Source organism: Azospirillum tabaci (assembly GCF_014596085.1).
In the GTDB taxonomy this organism is placed as follows: Bacteria; Pseudomonadota; Alphaproteobacteria; order Azospirillales; family Azospirillaceae; genus Azospirillum; species Azospirillum tabaci.
This window is the reverse complement of the sequence record NZ_JACCJY010000010.1, coordinates 109,063-125,342: the sequence shown is the minus strand read 5'-3', so window position 1 is coordinate 125,342 and position 16,280 is coordinate 109,063. Positions and strand designations below refer to the sequence as shown.

Below are 16,280 nucleotides of genomic sequence, written 5' to 3'. Positions count from 1 at the left end.
AAGGTGCCCTGACCGCCCGGAACGGTGGAGACGGAGGCGCGAACCCGGTACAGTCGCGGCGTCCGGTGACCATGCAGAAGAAGAGGGTGTGTTCGTGGCGGCCAAGGAACTCGACGTGAAGGGGCTGCATTGCCCGCTGCCCATCCTGCGGACGCGTGCCCTCCTGGACAAAATGGCCGAGGGGGAGGAGGTGATCGTCTACGCCACCGACCCGGCGTCGATCATCGATTTCAAGCATTTCTGCAACACGACCGACAACGTGCTGCTGGCGCACGAGACGCGCGGGGAGGTGTTCGTGTACCACATCCGCCGCGGCGCCTCCGCCGCGTGACGTTCGCCTCCATCTCTGAAGGAGCCCGCCCCATGCCGACCCTGCGCCCCGCGGTTCCACCCCCGCTGCGTCCCGGCGCGGTGGTCCATGGCCCCGGCTCCGCCGCCGTGGACGCGATGATCGACCGGTTTGTGACGGAACTGCAGCGGCGCGGCTTTCGCGTCGGCGGCGTGATCCAGCGCAACACCGGCGCGCCCGGCGACTGCGCCGACCTGATGGAGCTGGTGGACGTCGCCACCGGTCAGGCCTACGACATCTCCCAGCATCTGGGCCGCGCATCGCAGTCCTGCCGCGTCGATCCCCAGGGGGTGGCCGAGGCCAGCCAGGCGCTGCGCCGCGCCATCGCGGAGCGCGCCGACCTCCTGGTGGTCAACAAGTTTGCCGGACTGGAGGCGCACGGCGAGGGGTTGGCGGACGAGCTGCTGGCCGGCATCGCCGAGGGCATCCCGGTGCTGACCAGCGTCGGCAGCCGCTTCCTCAACGAGTGGCAGAGCTTCACCGGCGGCTTCACCTCCCTGATTTCGCCGGACGAGGACGCGCTGTGGCGCTGGTGGGGGGCGCACCGGCTCTACGACGACCTCCTGCACGGGGTGGAGGACGCGGAGGTCCGTGCCATCACCATCGGCGCCAAATGGATCATGGTGGAGACGGACGGTGCCGCGGGGCCCGGCATCGGTCTGGCCGCCCGCCCGCAGTCGGCGCCGCCGCTCGACCCGGCGCGCTGGGCCGGCGTCGGCCTCGCAGAGCTGGCTGCCCACGCCGCGCGCTCCTGGGACCCGCAGGAGGCCGCGGTCGGCATGGCCGCCCTGAACGCCCACTACAACCGCCCCGATCTGACCGGTTCTCCGGTCAATGGGCTGGACCTGTTCACCGGGATGGAGGGGCGCGTCGTCGTCTTCGGGGCCTTCCCGCAGATTGCCCGGCGCCTGCCCAACGCCCATGTGGTTGAGCGGAACCCCAGCGACGGGGAGTATCCGGAAGCCGCCGGGGAATGGCTGTTGCGGGGCGCCGAGGGTGCGGCGATCACCGCCTCCACCCTGACCAACCGCACCCTGCCCCGTCTGCTGTCGGTGGCGGAGGGGACCCGCGTCGCCCTCGTCGGGCCGGGGACGCCGCTGACGCCGCGGCTGTTCCGCTACGGCATCGCCGCTCTGGCCGGCTTCGTGGTGGAGAACCGCGACGCCGTGGCCGAGGCGATCCTGGCCGGCGGCTCGTCCCAGAGCTTCCACCGCCACGGCCGCTTCGTCACGCTGCACAACCAACAAAATTGAGAGGGATTGGAATGGACGAGAAGACCCGCACCGAACTGGAGGCCGCCGCATTCCGCGGTCTGGTCGCGCATCTTCAGAAGCGCACCGACGTGCAGAACATCGACCTGATGAATCTGGCCGGCTTCTGCCGCAACTGCCTGTCCAAATGGTACGCCGCCGCCGCCAAGGAGCGGAACGTGCCGCTGACCGACGAGGAGGCCCGCATCGCCGTCTACGGCATGCCCTATTCGGAATGGAAGGCGAAGCACCAGAAGGAAGCCACCCCCGAACAGCAGAAGACGTTCGAGGACACCAAACCCCTGCACGCCGAGATCAGCGGGCACATGCCGAAGAAGTAAAAGGACATCGACGAGGCCGCGGCCCGGGTGAAGCGCTGCCCCAACCCGATGCCCGGCCCCGGCGTGAAGCTCAGGCGAACAGCCCGGTGAAGGGCAGGAACTCCACCATGTCCCCGTCGCGGATCGCGGTGGCGTCCGCCGGCATGTCCACCAGCCCGTCCGCCTCGACCATCGAGGTCAGGACGCCGGAGCTGTCGCTGGGAAACTTGTGGGCGACCGGGCGGCCATCCGGTCCGGTCGCCAGACGGGCGCGCAGGAACTCGCGCCGTCCCGGCCTCTTCTTGAATTCGAAGCCGGCGACGACGAGGCAGCGGGGGGCTGGCGCACTCTCCGCCCCCGACAGGCGCAGCACCAGAGGGCGCCCCACCAGCATGAAGGTCACCATTGCCGAAACCGGGTTGCCGGGCAGGCCGAGGAACGGTGTGGTGCCGATGCGCCCGAGGGCCAGCGGCTTGCCCGGCTTCAGCGCGAGCTTCCACAGATCGACGGACCCAAGCTCGCCGACCGCCGCCTTCACATGGTCCTCCTCCCCCACCGACGCGCCGCCGGAGGTGACGACGAGATCGGCGGTCGCCGCGGCGTCGGCCAGGGCGGCGCGGGTCACCTCCGGCTTGTCCGGCAGGATGCCGAGGTCGCGCACGTCCGCCCCCAGCGCGTCGAGCTGGGCAGCCAGCGTGTAGCGGTTGGCGTCGTAGATCGTCCCCTCCGGCTTGTCCGACCCCGGCTCGCGCAGTTCGTCGCCGGTGGAGAACAGGACGACGCGCAGACGCTTGCGCACCAACAGGTTCGACCGGCCCACCGCGGCGGCCAGACCGATCTCCTGGGCGCGCAACCGCAGGCCGGGCGTCAGCACGACCGATCCGGCCGTCATGTCCTCCCCGGCCTCGCGGATGTTGGCGCCGCGCGCGAGGGTGGCGGGGACCAGCACCGCTCCGTCCTCGGCGCGGCAATCCTCCTGCATGGCGACGGTGTCCACCCCCGCCGGGATCGGCGCGCCCGTGAAGATGCGGACCGCCTCGCCCGGCCCGACCGTACCGGGGAAGACGGAGCCGGCGGGCACGCGCCCCACCACGGCCAGCCGCAAGGCATCGCCCTCCGCAGCTCCGTCCCCCTTGCCGAATCCCCAGCCGTCCATCGCCGAGACGGCGACCGGCGGCACGTTCACCGTCGCCGTCACCGGTTCCGCCAGGATGCGGCCGAGCGCTGCGCGCAGCGGCACCTCCTCCGGCTCCGTCGCCGCGCCGTAGGTCCGCTGCACACGGGCCAACGCCTCGTCCAGCGGGAGGGGGGCGGCGGGGCCGGGGCCGGCGAAGCAGTCCATGCGATATTCCTTCTCCCTTGGGAGCCACCCTCACGGGGCGGCACCGCGTCGTATCACCCCGAATAGTCCGGTGCGCGGTCGTGTTCCACCTTGATCATCGTCAAGACGCGGCGCGGCGCAAGCGTCCGTTCGTGGACGCACCATCGCGGTAGCGCATCACCAGGAGGAGTTCGCGGCGTGATTGTTGGCTGCACGAATTAATTTCGCAGCGCTGTGTTTTCACCCTTGCGCATTTGGATCGATCCAAATAGGTTCTTCGCAACATCCGGCGCCAGAGACATCGCCGCGGGTTGCCGGACGACGAGAGGCCGATAACGAGAATCCCGCACAGGGACCGTCCACCGGCGGCGCGCAACGCCCCGGTTTGGTTGCGGCCGGTCCGGATGCGGAGGGAATGCCCGTGAACTACACCTTCGATTTTAAGGCGGTCATCGATTCCTGGGACTATCTGCTCCAGGGCGCGTGGCTGACCGTGCAATTGTCGATCGGCGCGATGATTCTCGGCCTGATCGTCGCCATCCTCTGCGCGCTCGGCAAAACGTCCGGGCCGAAGCCGATCCGCTGGATCATCAACGCCTACATCGAGGTGGTGCGCAACACGCCCTTCCTGGTGCAGATCTTCCTGATCTTCTTCGGCCTGCCGACCATGGGCGTCCGCCTGTCGCCCGACCTCGCCGCGCTGATCGCCATGGTGGTCAATGTCGGCGCCTACGCGACGGAGATCATCCGGGCCGGCATCGAATCGATCCAAAAAGGCCAGATCGAGGCCGGGCTGGCGCTGGGACTGAAGCCGTTGCAGGTCTTCCGTTACATCGTCATCAAGCCGGCGCTGCGCACCGTCTACCCCGCGCTGACCAGCCAGTTCATCCTGCTGATGCTCAGCTCCAGCGTGGTCTCGGCGATCTCGGCGGACGAGCTGACCTCGGTCGCCAACAACATCCAGTCGCAGACCTTCCGCAGCTTCGAAATCTACATCGTGGTCACCGGCATCTATCTGGCGCTGGCGATGATGTTCTCCGCGCTGTTCGCCGGCATCTACAAGCTGGCCTTCGCCTACGACACCGACCGGCGCTGAGGGAGGGCCGAGCCATGATCCGCGCCTTCAGTTACAACGAGTTCCTCTTCCTTCTCAGCGCCGTGCAATGGACTCTGGCGCTGTCGGCCATCGCCTTCGTCGGCGGGGCCACGGTAGGGCTGTTCATCGCGCTGGCCCGCACCTCGGACATCAAGGCGGTGCGGCTGGCCGCCACCGGCTACATCCAGCTGTTCCAGGGCACGCCGCTGCTGATGCAGCTCTTCCTGGTCTTCTTCGGCGCCACGGTGATGGGCCTCGACCTCAACCCCTGGGCCGCCGCGGCGCTGGGCCTGACGCTGAACGCCAGCGCCTTCCTCGGCGAGATCTGGCGCGGCTGCATCCAGGCGGTGCCGCGCGGCCAGTGGGAGGCCGCCTCGGCGCTCGGCCTGCGCTATCCGGGGCTGATGCGCTATGTGATCCTGCCGCAGGCGGTGAAAGTCGCGGTGCCGCCGACCGTGGGCTTCCTCGTGCAGCTCATCAAGAGCACCTCGCTGGCCGCCATCATCGGCTTCACCGAGCTGACCCGCGCCGGACAGATCGTCAACAACGCCACCTTCCAGCCCTTCCTGGTGTTCGGGATCGTGGCGGTGCTCTACTTCCTGATGTGCTGGCCGCTGTCGCTGCTCAGCGCCCGTCTGGAGCGGCGCTACGCCCTCGCCACCCGCTAAGCCCGAAGCCGACATCCTTTTCATAAGAACCGTGAGGAAACCCCCAATGAGCCTGTCGATCACCCGCCGCCTCGCCGTTGCCGGCGCCATGATGGCCGCCGCCGTCGCCCTGGCCGTTCCCGCCGCCGCCCAGACCGTCGACGAGATCAAGTCGAAGGGCAAGCTGACCATCGGCATGCTGGTGGACTTCCCGCCCTTCGGCATCACCACCGCCGACGGCAAGCCGGACGGCTACGACGCCGACGTCGCCAAGCTGCTGGGCAAGCACATGGGCGTCCCGGTGGAGATCGTTCCGGTCACCGGCCCGAACCGCATCCCCTACCTGCTGACCAACAAGGTGGACCTGCTGGTCGCCTCGCTGGGCATCACCCCGGCCCGCGCCGAGCAGGTGCAGTTCTCCGAGCCCTACGCCGCCATCGAGATCGGTCTGGTCGCCCCGGCCAACACCAAGATCAAGGAGGCCGCGGAGCTGTCGGGCAAGCGCGTCGGCGTCGCCCGCGCCAGCACCCAGGACAACGCCCTGACCGCCGCCGCTCCGAAGGACGCGCGCATCATGCGCTTCGACGACGACGCCAGCGCCGTGCAGGCCATGCTGTCCGGTCAGGTGGACGCGCTGGGCCTCAGCAACGTGGTCACCAAGGAGATCAAGAAGCTGGCCCCGCAGGCGAACTATGAGATGAAGTTCGTGCTGAACCGTCAGGTGCAGGGCATCGCCATGCGCAAGGGCCAGGACGCCCTGCTGAAGTGGGTCAACGAGTTCATCGAGACCGCGAAGTCGAACGGCGAGCTGAACGAGATCCACAAGAAGTGGCTGGGCACCGACCTGCCCCCGCTGACCAAGTCGTAAGTTCTTGATCCCCTCTCCCGCCCCGGGAGAGGGTGCCCGCGAAGCGGGCGGGTGAGGGTAGCGCGAGGATCAAAATGTTGATTCTTGGCGGCACCCTCACCCTTCCCACGCTTCGCATGGGTCCCTTCCCTCTCCCGGGGCGGGAGAGGGCCAATTTTGGAGGAGTCCCCCATGGCCTCGGCTTACGATACCACGGACGTCCCCGCGCCGCGGCCGGTCAGCGGTGAGGTCGTCATCCGCATGGCCGGCGTCCAGAAATGGTACGACAGCTTCCATGTGCTGAAGGACATCGAGCTGGAGGTCCACAAGGGCGAGCGGATCGTCATCTGCGGCCCCTCGGGCTCCGGCAAGTCCACGCTGATCCGCTGCATCAACCAGCTTGAGAAGCACCAGAAGGGCACGATCACCGTCAACGGCGTCACGATCGACGCCAACCACCGCCACCTCGATCAGGTGCGGCGCGACGTCGGGATGGTGTTCCAGCAGTTCAACCTGTTCCCGCACCTGACCGTGGTCGAGAACTGCATGCTCGCTCCCATGAGGGTGCGCGGCACCTCCAAGCAGGAGGCGCGGGACATCGCCATGAAGTATCTGGCGCGCGTGCGCATCCCGGAGCAGGCGGACAAATACCCCGGCCAGCTCTCCGGCGGGCAGCAGCAGCGCGTCGCCATCGCGCGGTCGCTGTGCATGAACCCCAAGGTCATGCTGTTCGACGAGCCGACCTCCGCGCTCGATCCCGAGATGGTCAAGGAGGTCCTCGACACCATGATCGGGCTGGCCGAGGACGGCATGACCATGCTGTGCGTCACGCACGAGATGGGCTTCGCCAAGTCGGTCGCCGACCGCGTCATCTTCATGGACCGCGGCGAGATCGTCGAGCAGGCGACCCCCGCCGAGTTCTTCACGAATCCGAGGTCCGAGCGGACCCGCAACTTCCTCGGCCAGATCCTCACCCACTGAGCCACGCCACGAAGGACGCTTTTGATGAAGCCGGAGATCCTCCTCGTCGAATCCATGATGCCGGACATCGAGGCGGCGCTGGACGCGGGCTACACCGTCCACCGCCTCGCCGGGGCGCCCGACCGCGACCGGCTGGTCGCCGAGGTGGGGCCGCGCGTCCGCGCCGTCGTCACCGGCGGCGGCACGGGCGTCAGCAACGCGATCATGGACGCCTGCCCGAACCTGGGGATCGTCGCGATCAACGGCGTCGGCACCGACGCGGTGGACCTGAAGCACGCGGCGGGCCGCGGCGTCCGCGTCACCAACACGCCCGACGTGCTGACCGACGACGTGGCCGATCTCGCCATCGGGCTGATGATCGCCGGGTCGCGCCGCATGATGGTCGGCGACCGCTTCGTGCGCGCCGGGCGCTGGCCGGGCGGTGGGCTGCCGCTGGCCCGCAAGGTGACCGGCAAGCGGCTGGGAATCCTGGGTCTGGGCCGCATCGGTATGGCCATCGCCCAGCGCGCCGCCGGATTCGGCATGGAGATCGCCTACACCAACCGCAAGCCGCGCACCGACGTGTCCTACCGCTTCGTCGCCTCCCCGGTCGATCTGGCGCGGGAGAGCGACATCCTGATCGTCGCCGCCTCGGCCGGGCCGGACGCCCGCAACATGGTCAACCGCGCGGTGATCGAGGCGCTGGGTCCCGACGGGCTGCTGGTCAACGTCGCCCGCGGTGCCGTGGTGGATGAGCCGGAGTTGGTCGCCGCCCTGACCGACGGGCGTCTCGGCGGGGCCGCGCTGGACGTCTTCGCCAACGAGCCGCACGCGCCCGAGGCCCTGTTCGGCCTGGACAACGTCGTGCTCCAGCCGCACCAGGCGAGCGCCACGGTGGAAACGCGCATGGCGATGGGCAATCTGGTGCTGGCGAACCTGTCCGCCTTCTTCGCCGGCCAGCCGCTGCCGACGGCCGTCGTCTGAATGGCGGCGTGAATGACCGTCCTGGACGAGCGCGGCGGACCGGCCCGCATCACCCTGACGGAGGTGGCACACCACGCCGGGGTGTCGCGGTCCACCGTCTCGCTCGTCCTGCGCGGCAGTCCGCTGGTCGCCGCCGAGACGCGGGAGCGCGTGCAGGCTGCCATCGCGGCGTTGGGCTATGTCTACAACCGCGGCGCCGCGACCCTGCGCGCCGCCCGCACCGACACCGTCGGCCTGCTCGTCTGCGAGATCAACAACTCCTTCTACGGCGAGTTGACCGCCGGGGTGGACGACGTTCTGGGTGAGCAAGGGGTCGTCGCCTTCCTCGCCAACACCGCTGAATCGGGGGAGCGGCAGGACCGCTACCTCCAGCGCATGCGCGAGCAGAATGTCGACGGGGTGATCCTCTGCCCCGCCGCCGGAACCTCGCCGGCCCTGCTGGACCGGCTGCGCCAGTGGCAGCTTCCCGTCGTCCAGGCGCTGCGCTTCGTCTCCGCCCGCGAAGGCGACTACGCCGGGGTGGATTACGAGTTCGGCATGGAGATGGTGACCGAGCATCTGCTGCGGATCGGCCATCGCCGCATCGCCTTCGTCGGCGGCAACCTGTCCCACTCCGCCTCGGCCGGGCGCCGTGTCGGCTTCGCCGCGGCCCTGCGCCGCCACGGCCTGACCCCGGATCTGGTCGTCCGCTGCCCGGCCACCCGCCGCGGCGGGCTGGACTCGGTGGGGCCGCTGATGGATCTTGCCGACCCGCCCACCGCGATGCTTTGTTACAACGATCTGGTTGCGTTCGGCGTGATGCTGGGGCTGGAGGCCCGCGGTCTCCGGGCCGGGCGCGATGTCGCCGTGACAGGGTTCGACGATATGGCCGAAGCGGCGATGAGCCGTCCCGCCCTGACCACCGTCGCGACCTCCGCCCGCCAGATCGGGCAGGAAGCCGCCCGCCTGCTGCTGCGCCGCATCGCCGACCCGCAGGGCGCGCCGGAGCGCGTGATCCTGCCCGCCCGGCTGGTCATCCGCGAGTCCTGCGGCGCCATGAGAGTCCAACCCGATAAGCACCAATAACCGAAGAAAAGCGAAGGCCCGAAGATAATGCCCGAAGAGATGAACAACGCCGCATTCAGCGATTCCGTTGACGCCCTGATCCAGGCGCGGAAAAGCCGCGACTGGCTGTCCGCCCTGCCGACCCGACCCACCAGCGAGGCCGAGGCCTACGCCATCCAGGACGCCGTGGCCCGCCGCCTCGGCCCGGTGGTCGCCTGGAAGGTCGGCGCCCGCACCCCGGATTCGGAGCCGTTCCGCGCCCCCATCCACGCCGACACGCTGTTCTTCGACACGACGACGCTACCCGCCGCGGACTATCAGGTCATCGGCATGGAGGCGGAGATCGCTTACAAGTTCGCCAAGGACCTGCCGCCCCGCGCCGAGCCCTACAGCCGCGAGGAGGTCCTCGACGCCGTGGAGTCCGTCCACCCGGCCTTCGAGATCGTCGACACGCGCTTCGCCGGTTTCGGCTCGCAGGAGTGGTTCAGCCACATGGCCGACCAGTTCAACCACGGCGCCCTGGTCGTCGGCCCGGCCATCGCCGATTGGCGCTCGCTGGAGCCGCTCAAGGAGCGGGTGGCCCTGGTCGTCGACGGCGAGCAGAAGATCGAGACCGTCGCCGGCAATTCCGCGGGCGAGCCGGTGCGGCTTCTGGTGTGGATGGCCAACACCGGCGCGGTCAGCCTGGGCGGTCTGAAGGCCGGCGATGTGGTGACCACCGGCTCCCACGTCGGCACCGTCATGGTCCCGGCGGGCAGCACGTCGGTCGCCGTGTACGGGACGATGGGCACCTACGAGCTGACCGTGAAGTGATCGGACTCCCCTCGCCCTCCGCAATGTAGTCTCGCCCCTGGCCTTTATAGCCCTCTCCCCTCCGGGGAGAGGGTGGCCCGGAGGGCTGGTGAGGGGGTGCGCATGGCGGTACGTCCGGCACAAGCGCACCCCCCTCACCCTAACCCTCTCCCCAGGGGGGAGAGGGAACCCGCAATAGGACTGCCCTCACCCGAACACCGACGCCCCGGCTTCGGCGCTGCCGACCGCCCGGCGGAACACCCCGAACAACTCCCGCCCGCAGCCGACACCGGCATCGGCCGGCGCGTCCGCCAGCGGGCGCGCGTCCCACTCCGCGTCGTCGACCAGCACCTCCAGCGTGCCGCGCTCGGCGTCCAGCCGCAGCCGGTCGCCGTCGCGAACGCGCCCCAGCGGACCGCCCGCCGCGGCCTCCGGCGTGACGTGGATGGCCGCCGGGACCTTGCCCGACGCCCCCGACATCCGCCCGTCCGTCACCAGCGCCACGCGGTAGCCGAGATCCTGAAGCACGCCCAGCGGCGGCGTCAGCTTGTGCAGTTCCGGCATGCCGTTGGCCTTCGGTCCCTGAAAGCGCACCACCACCACCACGTCGCGGTGCAGCTCGCCGCGGCGGAAGGCCGCCTGCACCGATTCCTGGTCGGTGAAGACGCGGGCCGGCGCCTCGATCACGCGATGGTCCGGCTTCACGGCGGAGACCTTCACCACCGCGCGACCCAGCGGCCCGCTCAGCACGCGCAGCCCGCCCTCCGGCGCCATGGGCGACGCGACCGGCGCCAGCACCGCGGGGTCGGCGCTCTCCCGGACCGCCGCGCCGCGCACCAGCGCGTCCCCCTCCAGCCGCAGCGGACGGCGGTAGGCGGCGATGCTGTCGTCCTCCCACACCGTGGCGGCGTCGCCATGGAGAAGGCCGGCCTCGGCCAGTTCCCCGATCAGGAAGGCCATGCCGCCCGCCGCCTCGAACTGGTTCACGTCGGCGCTGCCGTTCGGGTAGACGCGGGCGAGCAGCGGCACCACCGCCGACAGCTCGGCGAAGTCCTCCCAGGTCAGGGCGATCCCCGCCGCCGCCGCGATGGCCGGCAAATGGAGCGTGTGGTTGGTGGACCCACCCGTCGCCAGCAGCCCGACCACCGCGTTGACGATGGCGCGCTCGTCGACGATCTCCCCGATGGGGGTGCGCAGGGACACCACCCGCCGCGCCGCCGCATCGGTCAGCGCGTCGCGCAGCGCCGTGCCTGGGTTGGCGAAGCTCGCCCCCGGCAGGTGCAGCCCCATCATCTCGACCAGCATCTGGTTCGAGTTGGCGGTGCCGTAGAAGGTGCAGGTGCCCGGCGCGTGGTAGGAGGCGGCCTCCGCCTCCAGAAGCGCGTCCTTGTCCAGCTTGCCTTCCGCGTATTGCTGGCGGATGCGCCCCTTCTCCTTGTTGGGCAGGCCGGAGGGCATCGGCCCGGCGGGCACGAAGACGGTGGGCAGATGGCCGAAGGACAGCGCGCCGATCAGCAGCCCCGGAACGATCTTGTCGCAGACGCCGAGGCACAGCACCCCGTCGAAGGTGCCGTGCGACAGGGCGACCGCCGTTCCCATGGCGATGACCTCGCGCGAGAACAGCGACAGCTCCATGCCCGGCTCGCCCTGGGTGACGCCGTCGCACATCGCCGGCACGCCGCCCGCCACCTGGGCCACGCCGCCCGCCGCCCGCACCGCCGCCTTGAGCCGCTCCGGATAGTCGCCGTAGGGCTGATGGGCGGACAGCATGTCGTTGTAGGAGGTGACGATGCCGATGGCCGGGGTGGAGCCGCCGCGCAGCGCAGCCTTGTCCTCCGCCGCCGTGCAGCCGGCGAAGCCGTGCGCCCGGTTGGCGCAGCCCAGCGCCAGACGGCGCGGCCCCTGCGCCGCGGCGGCGCGCAGACGCTCCAGATAGGCGGCGCGGGTGGGTTGGCTGCGCTCCCGGATGCGGCGGGTGACGGCGTCGAGGACGGGATGAAGACTCATCATGGCGTGGTCCTTCCAGACGGCAGAATGTTCAGGCGGCGGGGGCGATCTGGGAGGAGACGCGGGCGGCGATCTCCGCCGGGCTGGCGTCGATGTCACAGACGATGCCGAACTCCCCGGCCCCCAGCGGCTCCAGCGCCGCGAACTGGCTGTCGAGCAGAGCGGTCGGCATGAAATGGCCGGCGCGCAGCGCCATGCGCGCATGAATGATGTCCCGGCTGCCGTCCAGATGAACGAACAGGACGCGCGTCCCGCCGGCGCTCAGCCGCTCGCGGTAGCGTCGCTTCAGCGCGGAGCAGGACACCACGATCGGCGCCTTCGCCTCCCCCGCCAGAGCGATGTGGGCGGCGATGGTGTCCAGCCAGCCCCAGCGGTCCTCGTCCTGGAGCGGGATGCCGGCGGACATCTTCGCGATGTTCTCCGGCGGGTGGAAGCTGTCGCCCTCCAGGAACGGCCAGCCAAGCCGCCGGGCCAGCTCCTCCCCCACCGAGGTCTTGCCGCAACCCGCCACGCCCATCACCACGACGGCGTCCACCGACCCGGCCATGTTAGCGGTAACATCAGGAGACGGAAGAGGGCTCATGCCGGTCAGTCCTCGAAACAGAATGGAGTGGGGAGAGGAGCGCATGTTACCGCTAACAAACGAGGCTTGTAAAGCCCAATCCAGCGCGGGATAATGGCCGCCGGACAACTGGAACGCCTATGACCGCCACCCCCCGCAAACCCCGATCCTCGCGCAGCGGACGCGCCACCATGGCCGACGTCGCCGCCGCCGCCGGGGTCAGCGCCATGACCGTGTCCCGCGCCCTGCGCCGGCCGGACACGGTCAGCGAGGAGGTGCGCGCCCGCGTCGAGGAGGCGAGCCGCCGCCTGGGCTTCGTGCCCAGCCGCGTGGCCTCGGCGCTGGCCTCGGCGCGGACGATGACGGTGGCGGTGCTGATCCCCTCCCTGACCAACGCCGTCTTCATCGATCTGCTGGCCGGCGTGCAGGAGACGCTGAGCCCGCAGGGCTACCAGCCGCTGGTCGGCATCACCGGCTACGGCCCGGAGGCGGAGGAGCGCGTGCTGCGCACCCAGCTCGCCCACGATCCGGATGGAGTGATACTGACCGGGCTCGACCACACGCCGGGCACCTGGGACCTGCTGCGCAGCCTGACGATCCCGGTCATCCACACCATGGATCTGGCCGCGGAGGGTGAACACAGCGATTGCCCGGTGCAGACGGTCGGCTTCTCGCAGTACGACGCCGGTTACGCCGTCGGCGCGCATCTGGCAGCGCGGGGGCGGCGGCGGATCGGCTTGATCGCCGGGCAGCTCGACCCGCGGACGCGCCAGCGCTGCGACGGCTGGCGGCAGGCGCTGCGCGACGCCGGGCGGCACGACCCCGCTCTGGAACTGATGGTGCCGGACGCCACCTCCGTCGCGCTGGGCGCGGAGTTGCTGGAACGCACGCTGGCGGCGCATCCGGACACCGACGCGCTGTTCCTGTGCAACGACGATCTGGCGCAGGGCGCGCTGTTCCAATGCGTACGGCTCGGCATCCCGGTGCCGGAGCGGCTGGCCGTCGCCGGGTTCAATGATTTGGCGGGGGCGGCCTGGACCGTCCCGCCGCTGACCACCGTCGCCACCCCCCGCCGCGCGATCGGCGTGGAGGCGGCCCGCCTGCTGATCGCGGGCATGGCGGACCGAACGCCGAAAAGCCGGGAAAATCCGCGCCGTGTGGATCTGGGCTTTCGCCTGATGGTCCGCGAGACCACTTGAGAGACCGCAACCGACCCCCGCGCCGCGGGGTGTCATCAAAGAGAATGTACGGGAGTTCGTCGTAATGGTGCAGGGCAACGCGACCGGGACCGGAGCGGAATTCGCTGCCGTCGGCTCGGCCGACATCGCCGTCCTCGGCCTGGGCGTGATGGGGCGCAACCTCGCCGCCAATCTGGCCGACCACGGGGCCGTGGTGGCGGGCTACGACCTGGACGAGGGGCGCCGCGGCGCCTTTGCCGCCCAGGTGGGCAACGCCATCGCCTGCGCGTCGGTGGAGGCGTTGCTGGGCGCGCTCAAGGCGCCGCGCACGATCCTGATGATGGTGCCCGCCGGCGCCCCGGTGGACGAGTTGACGGCGGCCCTGCTGCCCCGCCTGTCGCCGGGCGATGTGCTGATCGACGGCGGCAACTCCCATTTCCGCGACACCAACCGCCGCGCAGCACTCGCCGCGGCGGCGGGCGTGCGCTTCGTCGGGCTGGGCGTGTCGGGCGGCGAGGAGGGCGCGCGCCGCGGCCCGGCCCTGATGGCCGGCGGCGACGCCGAGGCTCTGGCCCCCGTCGCCCCGCTGCTGGCCGCCATCGCCGCCCGCGCCCCGGACGGCGAGTCCTGCTTCGCCCGCGTCGGGCCGGAGGGGGCGGGTCACTTCGTGAAGATGATCCACAACGGCATCGAATACGCCGACATGCAGCTGATCGCCGAGGCGTATCATCTTCTGCGCGAGATCGGCGGCTGCTCCTACGAGCGTCTGGCGGACATCTTCGCCGAATGGAACGGCGGCGAGCTGGCCTCCTACCTGATGGAGATCACCACCGACATCCTGCGCACGAAGGACGGCGAGACCGGCGCCCCGATCCTGGAAGTGATCCGCGACGCCGCCGGCCAGAAGGGCACCGGCCACTGGGCGGCGACCACCGCGCTGGAGCTGGGCATGCCCGCCCCGACCATCGCCGAGGCCGTGCACGCCCGCTGCCTTTCCGCCCTGAAGGACGAGCGCGTGCGCGCCTCCGAGGCGCTGGCCATCCCCCACGTCCCCTCCACGGAGGATCTGGTCGCGTCCGTCGGCGACGCGCTGCTCAGCGGGCGGATCGCCGTCTACGCCCAGGGCTTCGCGGTGATCGCGGCGGGCAGCCGGCAATTCGGCTGGGACGTCGATCTGGCGGCGGTGGCGCGCATCTGGCGCGGCGGCTGCATCATCCGCGCCCGCCTGCTCGACCGCATCCTGACCGCGCTGAACCGCGCGCCGGAACTGCCGAACCTGATGCTGGACCCCGACATCGCCGGCCTGATGACCCGCGGCGACACCGGCTTCCGCCGCGTGGTGGCCGCCGCGACCCTGGCCGCGGTGCCGGTCCCGGCGATGGCCTCGGCCCTGTCCTACTGGGACGGCTACCGCAGCGGCCGGCTGTGGGCCAACATGATCCAGGCCCAGCGCGACTATTTCGGCGCCCACGGCTACGAGCGCACCGACCGTCCGGGCATGGTGCACACGGAGTGGAAGGGGGCCTGAGGGCGCTCTGCACTGGCCCCCACCCCGGCCCTCCCCCGCTTCGCAGGGGAGGGGACTTTTCTCCCTCCCCTGCGAAGCGGGGGAGGGCCGGGGTGGGGACCCCTTATGCGACCACTCACCCCTTCGGAAACACCGGCGCCCGCTTTTCGAAGAAGGCAGTCACGCCCTCCCCGGCCTCGTCGTGGAACAGCGACTCCACGAAGGCGTCGCGCTCGCGGTCGAGCTGCTCCGCCAGCCCGCCGTAAGCGACCTCCAGCAGCCCCTTGGCGCGGCCCAGGGCGGCGGTCGGGCCGGCGGCCAGCCGTTCCGCCCAGGCGGTCGCCTCGGCCAGCGCGCCGCCGGGAGCGGTCAGCCGGTTGATCATGCCGAGCTGCGCCAGACGCGGCGCACCGACGCGCCCGCCCTCGAACAGGATCTCCGCGGCGAGCTGCGGCGGCAGCGCGCGGGCCAGCGACGCCGTGCCGCCGCCGTCGGAGGTCAGCGCGACCTTGATGTAGGACAGGGTGAACACCGCGTCCTCCGCCGCGACGATCAGGTCGCAGGCCAGCGCCAGCGGGAAACCCGCCCCGCCCGCCGGCCCCTCGACCGCGGCGATGACCGGCTTCGGGCAGGCGCGCAGGCTGCGGATCATGGCGTGGAAGCTCTCCACCCCCGCCCGAACCGCCTCGCGGTCGCCGCCGCGCGCCTCCTTCAGCCATTTCAGATTGCCGCCGGAGCAGAAGGCCCCTTCGGCGCCGGTCAGCACCACCGCCCCGACGCTTGCGTCGGCTGCCGCCGCGTCGAAGGCGGCGCGGGCCGCCTCCATCAGCGCCGGGCCGATCGAGTTGCGGGTGGCCGGGTCGTTGATGGTCAGGCGCAGGACACGGCCGTCCTGCGCGATGTCCAAGCCAGTCTTCTTATCGTTCGTAATGGTCATCGGGGCGTTCCCTCCGGATTTTCGCTTCCCGGAGCATACTTGAACATTCCCTCGGCGGACGCCAGCAGCGCGCCGTCCTCCTTGCGCCGCACCTCGCCCCGGCAGCCGACGATCTTGCGCCCGCCGCCCAGCAGCGTGCCGCGGGCCACCACCGTGCCCTCCGCCACGGCACCCAGGAAGCTGGAGGACAGCGACAGCGTGACCACCCGGCGGGAATGGCCGGGCACCGCGCAGTGGGTCGCCGCGAATCCCATGACGGTGTCGAGCAGGGTCATCAACGCGCCGCCGTGCAGGACGCCGCCTCGGTTGCGGTGCTGCGGAGCGATGGTCAGCTCCACCTCCGCCACGCCCTCGTCCCACCGCACCAGTGTATATCCGAGCAGGGTCTGGAAGCCGGAGGCCGGTTCCCCCTTCATCAAGTCGTCCATAAAAGCGCTCTCCAACCCGTCTTCTTGGTTCTGGAGCGCCAGTGTCGCACA

General features: G+C 70.5%; 17 protein-coding genes. 12 read left to right on the top strand and 5 right to left on the bottom strand.

Annotation, left to right across the window (positions count from 1 at the left end):
• Positions 1-94: 94 nt before the first annotated feature.
• From H0B54_RS30415 to H0B54_RS12790, 3 genes are read left to right on the top strand one after another with little or no spacing between them, the layout of a single operon-like run.
• The gene (locus tag H0B54_RS30415; protein ID WP_094303383.1) at positions 95-331 is read left to right on the top strand and encodes a sulfurtransferase TusA family protein; all 237 of its coding nucleotides are present in this window, start codon (positions 95-97) and stop codon (positions 329-331) included.
• A gap of 32 nt (positions 332-363) precedes the next feature.
• Positions 364-1,602 (top strand): DUF2478 domain-containing protein, encoded by a 1,239-nt coding sequence (locus H0B54_RS12795; protein WP_188260621.1) that lies wholly within the window; start codon positions 364-366, stop codon positions 1,600-1,602.
• Positions 1,603-1,613: 11 nt separating this feature from the next.
• Positions 1,614-1,940 carry a DUF1244 domain-containing protein gene (locus tag H0B54_RS12790; RefSeq protein ID WP_014197334.1) on the top strand — a complete coding sequence of 109 codons (327 nt, stop codon included), beginning with the start codon at positions 1,614-1,616 and terminating at the stop codon, positions 1,938-1,940.
• 70 nt (positions 1,941-2,010) lie between these two features.
• On the opposite strand, the gene H0B54_RS12785 is transcribed toward H0B54_RS12790, so the two are convergent.
• Entirely contained in the window at positions 2,011-3,261 is a 1,251-nt protein-coding gene (locus H0B54_RS12785; protein ID WP_188260620.1) for a molybdopterin molybdotransferase MoeA, read from the bottom strand.
• A gap of 394 nt (positions 3,262-3,655) precedes the next feature.
• Here H0B54_RS12785 and H0B54_RS12780 point away from each other — a divergent pair, with 394 nt between their 5' ends.
• From H0B54_RS12780 to H0B54_RS12750, 7 genes are all read left to right on the top strand, one after another.
• Entirely contained in the window at positions 3,656-4,336 is a 681-nt protein-coding gene (locus H0B54_RS12780; RefSeq protein WP_211109349.1) for an amino acid ABC transporter permease, read from the top strand.
• A 14-nt stretch (positions 4,337-4,350) separates the two neighbouring features.
• Positions 4,351-5,004, top strand: coding sequence for an amino acid ABC transporter permease (locus H0B54_RS12775; protein ID WP_094303364.1), 654 nt, complete (start codon positions 4,351-4,353; stop codon positions 5,002-5,004).
• A gap of 46 nt (positions 5,005-5,050) precedes the next feature.
• On the top strand, positions 5,051-5,851 hold the full coding sequence (locus H0B54_RS12770; protein WP_188260618.1) for a transporter substrate-binding domain-containing protein: 801 nt from the start codon (positions 5,051-5,053) through the stop codon (positions 5,849-5,851).
• 171 nt (positions 5,852-6,022) lie between these two features.
• A complete protein-coding gene (locus H0B54_RS12765; protein ID WP_094303362.1) occupies positions 6,023-6,811 on the top strand; it encodes an amino acid ABC transporter ATP-binding protein in 789 nt (262 codons plus the stop codon).
• A 24-nt stretch (positions 6,812-6,835) separates the two neighbouring features.
• Complete coding sequence (locus tag H0B54_RS12760; RefSeq protein WP_188260617.1) at positions 6,836-7,774, top strand: 2-hydroxyacid dehydrogenase; 939 nt, start codon at positions 6,836-6,838, stop codon at positions 7,772-7,774.
• A gap of 12 nt (positions 7,775-7,786) precedes the next feature.
• On the top strand, positions 7,787-8,839 hold the full coding sequence (locus H0B54_RS12755; RefSeq protein ID WP_188260616.1) for a LacI family DNA-binding transcriptional regulator: 1,053 nt from the start codon (positions 7,787-7,789) through the stop codon (positions 8,837-8,839).
• A 27-nt stretch (positions 8,840-8,866) separates the two neighbouring features.
• Positions 8,867-9,631 carry a 2-keto-4-pentenoate hydratase gene (locus tag H0B54_RS12750; protein WP_188260615.1) on the top strand — a complete coding sequence of 255 codons (765 nt, stop codon included), beginning with the start codon at positions 8,867-8,869 and terminating at the stop codon, positions 9,629-9,631.
• Positions 9,632-9,817: 186 nt separating this feature from the next.
• Here the strand turns inward: H0B54_RS12750 and edd are convergent, their stop codons facing one another.
• On the bottom strand, positions 9,818-11,620 hold the full coding sequence (gene edd / locus H0B54_RS12745; RefSeq protein ID WP_425490030.1) for a phosphogluconate dehydratase: 1,803 nt from the start codon (positions 11,618-11,620) through the stop codon (positions 9,818-9,820).
• 28 nt (positions 11,621-11,648) lie between these two features.
• The gene (locus H0B54_RS12740; protein ID WP_246472511.1) at positions 11,649-12,200 is read right to left on the bottom strand and encodes a gluconokinase; all 552 of its coding nucleotides are present in this window, start codon (positions 12,198-12,200) and stop codon (positions 11,649-11,651) included.
• Positions 12,201-12,319: 119 nt separating this feature from the next.
• On the opposite strand from H0B54_RS12740, the gene gntR reads away from it, so the two are divergent.
• Together gntR and gndA are read left to right on the top strand one after the other, a co-directional pair.
• Positions 12,320-13,378 carry an HTH-type transcriptional regulator GntR gene (gene gntR / locus H0B54_RS12735; protein ID WP_246472510.1) on the top strand — a complete coding sequence of 353 codons (1,059 nt, stop codon included), beginning with the start codon at positions 12,320-12,322 and terminating at the stop codon, positions 13,376-13,378.
• A gap of 64 nt (positions 13,379-13,442) precedes the next feature.
• A complete protein-coding gene (gene gndA / locus H0B54_RS12730) occupies positions 13,443-14,885 on the top strand; it encodes an NADP-dependent phosphogluconate dehydrogenase (RefSeq protein WP_188260614.1) in 1,443 nt (480 codons plus the stop codon).
• A 115-nt stretch (positions 14,886-15,000) separates the two neighbouring features.
• On the opposite strand, the gene H0B54_RS12725 is transcribed toward gndA, so the two are convergent.
• Both H0B54_RS12725 and H0B54_RS12720 read right to left on the bottom strand, forming a co-directional pair.
• Positions 15,001-15,801, bottom strand: coding sequence for an oxepin-CoA hydrolase, alternative type (locus H0B54_RS12725; RefSeq protein WP_188260613.1), 801 nt, complete (start codon positions 15,799-15,801; stop codon positions 15,001-15,003).
• Positions 15,798-16,229 (bottom strand): PaaI family thioesterase, encoded by a 432-nt coding sequence (locus tag H0B54_RS12720; RefSeq protein ID WP_188260612.1) that lies wholly within the window; start codon positions 16,227-16,229, stop codon positions 15,798-15,800. The genes H0B54_RS12725 and H0B54_RS12720 overlap by 4 nt, the downstream gene beginning before the upstream one ends.
• Between the last annotated feature and the right edge of the window lie 51 nt (positions 16,230-16,280).

Coding starts and splice junctions, on each gene's coding strand:
- H0B54_RS12795 (WP_188260621.1), top strand. CDS start 364: ATGCCGACCCTGCGCCCCGCGGTTCCACCCCCGCTGCGTCCCGGCGCG.
- H0B54_RS12790 (WP_014197334.1), top strand. CDS start 1,614: ATGGACGAGAAGACCCGCACCGAACTGGAGGCCGCCGCATTCCGCGGT.
- H0B54_RS12785 (WP_188260620.1), bottom strand. CDS start 3,261: ATGGACTGCTTCGCCGGCCCCGGCCCCGCCGCCCCCCTCCCGCTGGAC.
- H0B54_RS12780 (WP_211109349.1), top strand. CDS start 3,656: ATGCCCGTGAACTACACCTTCGATTTTAAGGCGGTCATCGATTCCTGG.
- H0B54_RS12775 (WP_094303364.1), top strand. CDS start 4,351: ATGATCCGCGCCTTCAGTTACAACGAGTTCCTCTTCCTTCTCAGCGCC.
- H0B54_RS12770 (WP_188260618.1), top strand. CDS start 5,051: ATGAGCCTGTCGATCACCCGCCGCCTCGCCGTTGCCGGCGCCATGATG.
- H0B54_RS12765 (WP_094303362.1), top strand. CDS start 6,023: ATGGCCTCGGCTTACGATACCACGGACGTCCCCGCGCCGCGGCCGGTC.
- H0B54_RS12760 (WP_188260617.1), top strand. CDS start 6,836: ATGAAGCCGGAGATCCTCCTCGTCGAATCCATGATGCCGGACATCGAG.
- H0B54_RS12755 (WP_188260616.1), top strand. CDS start 7,787: ATGACCGTCCTGGACGAGCGCGGCGGACCGGCCCGCATCACCCTGACG.
- H0B54_RS12750 (WP_188260615.1), top strand. CDS start 8,867: ATGCCCGAAGAGATGAACAACGCCGCATTCAGCGATTCCGTTGACGCC.
- edd (WP_425490030.1), bottom strand. CDS start 11,620: ATGATGAGTCTTCATCCCGTCCTCGACGCCGTCACCCGCCGCATCCGG.
- H0B54_RS12740 (WP_246472511.1), bottom strand. CDS start 12,200: ATGAGCCCTCTTCCGTCTCCTGATGTTACCGCTAACATGGCCGGGTCG.
- gntR (WP_246472510.1), top strand. CDS start 12,320: ATGACCGCCACCCCCCGCAAACCCCGATCCTCGCGCAGCGGACGCGCC.
- gndA (WP_188260614.1), top strand. CDS start 13,443: ATGGTGCAGGGCAACGCGACCGGGACCGGAGCGGAATTCGCTGCCGTC.
- H0B54_RS12725 (WP_188260613.1), bottom strand. CDS start 15,801: ATGACCATTACGAACGATAAGAAGACTGGCTTGGACATCGCGCAGGAC.
- H0B54_RS12720 (WP_188260612.1), bottom strand. CDS start 16,229: ATGGACGACTTGATGAAGGGGGAACCGGCCTCCGGCTTCCAGACCCTG.